Annotated in this window: 4 protein-coding genes and 2 pseudogenes; 2 read left to right on the top strand and 4 right to left on the bottom strand. The window is 72.3% G+C overall.

Going from position 1 to position 6320, the window contains the following annotated elements; translation table 11 throughout:
* Position 1: 1 nt before the first annotated feature.
* Complete coding sequence (locus G5C51_RS38805) at positions 2–592, bottom strand: TetR/AcrR family transcriptional regulator (protein ID WP_165245094.1); 591 nt, start codon at positions 590–592, stop codon at positions 2–4.
* A gap of 47 nt (positions 593–639) precedes the next feature.
* Here G5C51_RS38805 and G5C51_RS38800 point away from each other — a divergent pair, with 47 nt between their 5' ends.
* Entirely contained in the window at positions 640–1104 is a 465-nt protein-coding gene (locus G5C51_RS38800; RefSeq protein ID WP_165245092.1) for an FBP domain-containing protein, read from the top strand.
* Positions 1105–1166: 62 nt separating this feature from the next.
* On the opposite strand, the gene G5C51_RS43880 is transcribed toward G5C51_RS38800, so the two are convergent.
* The 3 genes and pseudogenes from G5C51_RS43880 to G5C51_RS44375 all read right to left on the bottom strand — a co-directional run.
* Positions 1167–2213 carry a GTP-binding protein gene (locus tag G5C51_RS43880; RefSeq protein WP_165245090.1) on the bottom strand — a complete coding sequence of 349 codons (1047 nt, stop codon included), beginning with the start codon at positions 2211–2213 and terminating at the stop codon, positions 1167–1169.
* Positions 2210–5170 carry a GH116 family glycosyl hydrolase gene (locus G5C51_RS38790; RefSeq protein WP_240930221.1) on the bottom strand — a complete coding sequence of 987 codons (2961 nt, stop codon included), beginning with the start codon at positions 5168–5170 and terminating at the stop codon, positions 2210–2212. Before G5C51_RS38790 ends, G5C51_RS43880 begins: the two co-directional genes overlap by 4 nt.
* A gap of 619 nt (positions 5171–5789) precedes the next feature.
* Positions 5790–6194 (bottom strand): annotated as a pseudogene (locus G5C51_RS44375) (hypothetical protein); the annotation flags it as partial.
* Between G5C51_RS44375 and G5C51_RS43485 the strand changes: the two are divergent.
* Positions 6133–6320, top strand: a pseudogene (locus tag G5C51_RS43485) (CAP domain-containing protein); the annotation flags it as partial. The pseudogenes G5C51_RS44375 and G5C51_RS43485 overlap by 62 nt on opposite strands.

Genomic DNA, 6320 nt, shown 5'->3' with positions numbered 1-6320 from the left:
GTCAGTGCGGACGGGCGCCGCGGGTGGGCGGGCACGGCCAGTTCGTCAGGGCCACGTGCAGCGCCCGCACAGCCTGGGCCCACGATCGCTCCACCTCCCGCGGATGGCCGAAGCCGCCCTTCAGCTCCAGGTCCGCATAGCCGTGCAGCGTGCTGCGGAGGAGGCGGACCGCGTCCGTCAGGTCCGGCTCCTCCAGGGCGTAGCCGTCGCGGAGCATTTGGTACGTCATCTCGATCGCGCGCTCGCCTGCCGGGGAGGTGTAGCCGTCGGCCAGTGGGAGCTGGGTGGCTGCGTAGCGGCCGGGGCGCTCCAGGGCGAAGGAGCGGTAGACGGTCGCGAAAGCGGTCAGCGCGTCCGCGCCCGCCCGGCCCGCCAGCTCGGGTGCCAGCCGCTCGGCGAAGTCGGCCGCCGCCAGGACTGCCACCCGCATCCGCAGGTCGTGGAGGCTTTTCACGTGCGAGTACAGGCTCGCGTCCCGTACGCCCAGGCGGCGGGCCAGCGCGGAGACGGTGAGGGCGTCGAGGCCCACCTCGTCCGCGAGGTCCGCGGCGGCCAGCGCCACCCGCTCGGTCGTCAGCCCAGCCCGCGCCATGCGAAAATACCTTTCCTAGGAACCCTAGCCAATGGCCTAATGCACTTATGGAACCACTGACCGAAGCACAGATCCGCTCATCCTTCATCAACTGCACGAAGGGCGAGGCCAAGCGTCTCAACCTGCCGGATCTCGCCGCCCAGCCCTGGGACGACCTCGACTTTCTCGGCTGGCGCGATCCACGCGCGCCCGACCGCAGCTACCTCGTCACGGAGGAGCTCGGCGTCGCCTTCCGCTTCCCGTCGAAGCAGCGCGGCTTTCTGCATCGCAGCATGTGCTCGCTGTGCTTTACGACACATCCGGGCAACGGCGTCTCGCTGCTCGTCGCCCGCAAGGGCCGCGCCGGCGACTCCGTCGGGCTGCACATGTGCACGGACCTGGCCTGCTCGCTTTACGTACGCGGGATCAAGCAGCCGGCGCCGGGCGGGCGCTTCGAGGAGTCGCTGAGCGTGGAGCAGCAGGCGGAGCGGATGATGACGAAGCTCGGCGAGTTCGTCGCCAAGCTGCGGTGAGTGGGGGCGGGCGGGGTTGCTACGCGGGCAGCCGGTGCACGGGGCGCCCGATGGACGCGCGGTTACGCGGGCAGCCGGTGCACCGGGCGCGGGTAGGACGGCGCGAAGGAGGCGGGCGGGCGCTCGGCCCGGCTCGTAGCGCCGGTCGCGTCGTCGGCCGCGGCGAGCGCCGCCCGTAGGGCCGCGTCCAGCTCCGCGGGCGGGGCCGCCACGCGGGCGTTGATACGGGCGTGAGCGCGGCGCATCCGGCCGCCGTCGGCGTCGACGGAGATCGCGACGCCGTCGCCGACCGCGCTCGCCTTGGTCGTCCCACTCTCCGCGGTCAGCAGCACTTTCACGTGCCCGACCACCCAGCCCCGCCCCGCCAGCTCCCCGAGCAGTACCTCCGCCCAGCGGGCCGACGCGAAGCCGGTGTCCGCCCGGATCTCGACCGCGTGGTTCAGCCATGCCAGTTCCGCCTCCGCGGCGGCGTAGCGGTCGTAGTCGATGGGCATGTCCCGGTCCGTCCCCGGCGCCTCCGAAGTGAGCACGTCGACCAGCGCCCCCAGCCCCTCCCCCGTACGCGCCGAATACTCCACCACCCGCTTGCCCGGATGCAGCGCCCCCAGCGCCTCCCGCACCGGACCGCCACCGCCCGCATCCGCCTTGTTCAGCGCCACCACATCCGCCTCCTCCACCTGCCGGTCGAAGAGATACGCCAGATCCACATCCCCAGCCGCCGCCAGCGCCGTGAACCGCGCCGGGTCCACCACCGTCACCAGCGGCGCCACCGCGAAGCGGTCCCCGTACAGGCGGCTGAGCGGACGCACCACCGTGGCCTGCAGGTCGGTGCAACTGCCCACCGCCTCCGCCAGGATGACGTCCGCCCGGCGCTCCTCCACACAGCGCGCGGCCGCCGCCAGCAGGTCCTCGAAGCGGCAGCAGAAGCAGCCGCCGGTGACCTCGGCCGCGGCGTCCGCCACCATCGTGTCGACGAGGTCCTCGCCCTGGTCGTTCGTGATGATCGCCACCCGCCGCCCGCGGGCTTCCAGCGCCCGCGCCAGCGCCACCAGCGTCGTCGTCTTCCCCGCCCCGAGGAAGCCGCCGACCGCCGCGAACAGCACGCTCATCGCACCGTCACCACCAGCGCGTCCCCGGCGTGCAGCGTGATCGCCTCGCCGAGCGTGACCACGGTGCGCCCGTCGGCCGCCTTCACCTTCCGCACCGCGACCTTCGCCGTACGGCCGTTCGCGCCCCGCTTCGAGACGGTGGCCCGGGTCGCGTCCGCCGGCACCGCGAGCGAGGCCAGCCGCAGCGTCCCGTAACGCACCTCCACCTCGCTCCGCACCGACGTCGTCGTGCGCGTCTGCCGGTACAGGCCCCAGCCCTCCGCCGATGTGAACGCCGCCGCGAAGTCGTCCGCGTCCAGCTTCGGCGCGAAGCCGAGGTGGCCGCGCGGGCCGTGGTACTCGAAGCCCAGCGCCGCCAGGTACACCGCGTGGCTCATCATCGCGCGGGCGTAGTGGTCGGAGCACTCGATCTCGTTGTACGGATTGCGCTTCTCGGCGGAGTGGCGGTCGTGCACCGCCCGGGTCACCGCAAGCGCCTGGTCCGTCATGCCCTCGGCCATCAGCTGCGCCGCGAACTGGTACTCCAGGCCCGTCCACACCTCGTTGAAGTAGCCGATCGCGAACGGCTCGCCGTCGCCCGGTGCCGTATCGGAGCCGCCGAAGGGCCAGGTGCAGAGGAGGGTGCCGGCTTCGCCCTCGGTCGAGTAGACGCGGCCGCCCGGGATCCCGGACTCGTCCTTGTACGCCTGGGCGTCGGGGAGGAAGTTGTTCTTGTACATGTTGGTCAGGGCCGTCCTCGCCTTCTGTTCCGGGAAGACCCGGGGCAGGCCGAGCTGGAAGGCGTAGGTCTGGCCGTACATCTGGTCGATGTGGCAGCCGCGGTTGGAGTTGATCGCGCCCGCGTGCGCCGGGTCGATCAGCTGCTCGAAGTAGCCGTACTCCGCGTTCCACATCTTCGCGTCGAGTTGGGCGGTCCCCTTTGCCGCCAGCTCCCGGCACTTGGAGGCAAAGGCGGTGTCGTGCATGTCGTCGGCCATCGCCGCGGCGGCGTGCAGGGCGGCGATGTACAGGCCGCTGATCCAGGGGATCTCCCCGTACCACGACGCGTCCAGGGTGTTGTACTGCTCGCCCTCCAGGACGCCGTCCTGGTCGGAGCCGTCCGCGCCGATCAGGTACTCCGTCGCCTTCTTCGCCTTCGGCCAGACCCGGGTGAGGAAGGCGTTGTCCTTGGACATCAGGTGCTCGCGGTACGTGCGCAGCACGTTGCCGCACTGGCCGTCGTGCGCGACGTGCTTGGCCGCCTCGCCGCGGTAGTCGATGGCGCCGGTGTCCGCGTGGAAGGCGATGCCGTAATCGACCCGCTCGCGGGTGTCGCGCTCCAGGTCGGGGAAGAGGCGGGCGAGGGACTGGGCGTAGTTCCAGACGTGGGTGCAGGTGCCGTCGCAGCAGTAGATGCCCTCCCAGGCGTAGAAGCGGCCGTCCTGGAAGCGGTGCACGGTGGAGGTGGCGGCGGTCGAGGCGGGGACGAGGGTGCGTTCCAGGAACCACTGCGGGAGGGTCGAGTCCTCGTACCAGGTGCGGACGAACTGGTGGGTGGCGGTGGCGAGTTCCGCGCCGCGGGTGCCGATGACGGCGGCGACGTCGCGTGCGTCCTTGAAGCGGGTGCCGTAGTGGCGGCGGAGCTGGTCGGCGCCGGTGAGGTAGCCGAAGAGCTTGCGGTCGACCAGGTCGAAGTGCCAGGAGAGGACGTAGCGGACGAGCCTCTCCTCGCCGGGGGCGAGGGTGACCGGGACGGTGACGGTGCCGGTGACCGTGGTGCGGCCGCCGTCGGCCTCGGCCGGGGCGTCCGCGGAGTCGAAGAGGGCGGCGGGGGTCGACCAGTCGGCTATGGAGGGGCGGACCTCGGCATCGGGGTGGGCGGCCGCGACGGCGAAGGTGCCGTTGTCGGTGAGTTCGGCCATCGGCTTCGCGCCGACCGGCTCGTCGGTGAACCAGATCCGGTCGACGTTGATGTGGCCCCAGCCGCCGGTGGCTTCGTCGACGATCTCGATCGTCGCCTGCTTGCCCTCGTAGGCGCTGATGTCGTACGCGCGGGGGCTCAGGGTCTCCGTATTGCGGCCGGTGAAGGTGGCGACGGTCTTGCCGTCGACGATGACGTTCACGCAGGCCTTGCCCGTCTGGTTGCCGCCGCCGGTGTTCACGGCCACGTACCGGCGGCTGACCGTGAAGGGCTTGCTGACCAGCTTGCCCTTGGCGTCGTCGGCCGCGCCCGCGTCGCCGCCGGCGCGGAAGTGGTGCGAGGTGACGAAGCGGGAGCCGGTGATGTTGAGGGCGCCCTCGCGCTTGAAGTAGTCCGGGCACTCGGCCTCGGTGACGGGTCCGGCGCCGAAGGCGGTGCCGGAGACGGTCCAGTCGGCGCCGTAGTCCGTGCGCTCCCAGTCCTCGAAAACGATTTCCTCGCGGGGTGGTTCAGCTTGGGCGCCGGGCTTGGCGGAGTGCTGCACGCCGGTGGCGCCGCCTGCGGCGAATGGGGCGGCAGTCAGGATTACGGGCTGCGCCTTGCGGCTGCGCACGCATACCGGGTTCTCGGCGTAGCCGAGCAGCTTGGCGGTGACGGTCTCGGTGCTTGTGTTCTTGAGCGTGTACTCGAGGACGGTCGCCGGGAGGGAGGAGTCGGCGGTGGCGGTGGGGACGAAGGGCGAGTAGGCCTGCAGCGTGACGGCGACGGGGGCGGCGGGGTCGGCGTAGGAGATGGTCGCGACGGGGTAGCGCCCCTGGAAGGTGACGTCCGTGAAGCCGTCGGAATCCAGGGACTTGGTGCCCTTGGACGGCCCGTCCCAGCGCAGCGCGAAGCCGCTCTTGAACGGGCTCTGCTGCTTGATCGGGTCGGCGTAGTGCACGCCCTGCCAGTCGGCGCCCCCGTACGGGAACGCGTCCGGGTTGAAGACCTCCCACAGCCATAGTCGGCCGTCGCCGGCGAGATAGACCTGTCCGGCGGCGACGCCGCCCACGGGCATGCCGATGTTGGCGAGGGCGGCGGGGCTGCGGTACTCGGTGGCTTTGCCGGGCGCGGCGATCTTCTTGAGCCAGTCGTCGTCGATGCCCTTCGCGGCCGGTACGGCGATGGCGCTCTGCGGGCGCAGGCCGAGGGCGACGGCCGCGGCGGCGCCGAGGGTGACGAAGCCGCGGCGATTGAGGCCTACGGTGTGCGGGGTGCGGCAGCGTCCGTACGACGGGCTCGGCCTGCTGCCCTCCTTCGGTTGCCGAAGCTAGGCCGCGTGGCATCGTGTACGGGCCCGCCAGCGGCTCGCGGCCGACCGCGCCGATGGTCGCGCCCGTGAAGTCCGGGTGTTTGCTGAGTAGTTGACCTGCCGCCCGCACCGCCTGGCGGCGGCCGCCCTCCACGGCGAAGAGGCCGTACACGTGGCCGGGGCCACGGCAGCCGTCGATCAAGCGGATGTCCGTGGCAGCCGCGTGCCGGCCGGCCGTCTCCGCAGAGGCCTTCACGCCGTCGAATTCCACGCTCCACACGGCGGTCCTCAACGAAACCCGCGCTGCGGGATGCGGCGCGGCCGTGCCTTGGTCTGCCGTACGGGTCACGTCCCCTGACGCGCTGCCGTCGAGCACGACGTCGCACCGGACCAGGCCACGACCGCCGGCGTCCGCCAGGATGAGGCCCGTAGAGCCACGTCCACCGCCGGGTGCCACGGGCCCGCCTCCGCCGCCGTATGCCGCCGCACCGTACGCCCCCACCACCCGCACGCCGTACAGCAGTTGCGCGCCCGATCCCAGCAGCGCGTCCTCCAGGTGCAGCTTCAGCGCCGCCGGGCGTAGCGGCACGACGGCACCCGGCCGGGCATCCGCCCCCAGCAGAGGCCACAGCAGCTCGCGTTCAGCCGCCTCCTCCGGCACGGTCGCCCCCGGCCGGTTCGCCGTAGTCGGCACCGACACCCACGGCCGGTTCGCCGCCGTGAGCTCCGTGCCCAGGCTGAAGCCCGGCGCCAGCAGCACCACTTCCCGGCCCCGGCCCGCCAGCTCCACCGCCGCGGCCACGGCGGCCAGGGAGGCGCCGACGACCGCGGCCTCCGCCTCCGCCCGTACGGGCAGCGACTCCGCGGGCAGCCGCACGACGTCGCCCGGGACGTCCCCACGGCCCGCCCCCGCGTC

Origin of the sequence: Streptomyces coryli (assembly GCF_011044975.1) — a bacterium.
Classification (GTDB): Bacteria; Actinomycetota; Actinomycetes; order Streptomycetales; family Streptomycetaceae; genus Streptomyces; species Streptomyces coryli.
This window is presented reverse-complemented; position numbering and strand designations above follow the sequence as displayed.

Bases quoted from the DNA above. Each gene is read 5' to 3' on its own strand.
- G5C51_RS38790 (WP_240930221.1), bottom strand. From the start codon at position 5,170: ATGCCCGTGGGCGGCGTCGCCGCCGGACAGGTCTATCTCGCCGGCGAC.
- G5C51_RS38805 (WP_165245094.1), bottom strand. From the start codon at position 592: ATGGCGCGGGCTGGGCTGACGACCGAGCGGGTGGCGCTGGCCGCCGCG.
- G5C51_RS38800 (WP_165245092.1), top strand. From the start codon at position 640: ATGGAACCACTGACCGAAGCACAGATCCGCTCATCCTTCATCAACTGC.
- G5C51_RS43880 (WP_165245090.1), bottom strand. From the start codon at position 2,213: ATGAGCGTGCTGTTCGCGGCGGTCGGCGGCTTCCTCGGGGCGGGGAAG.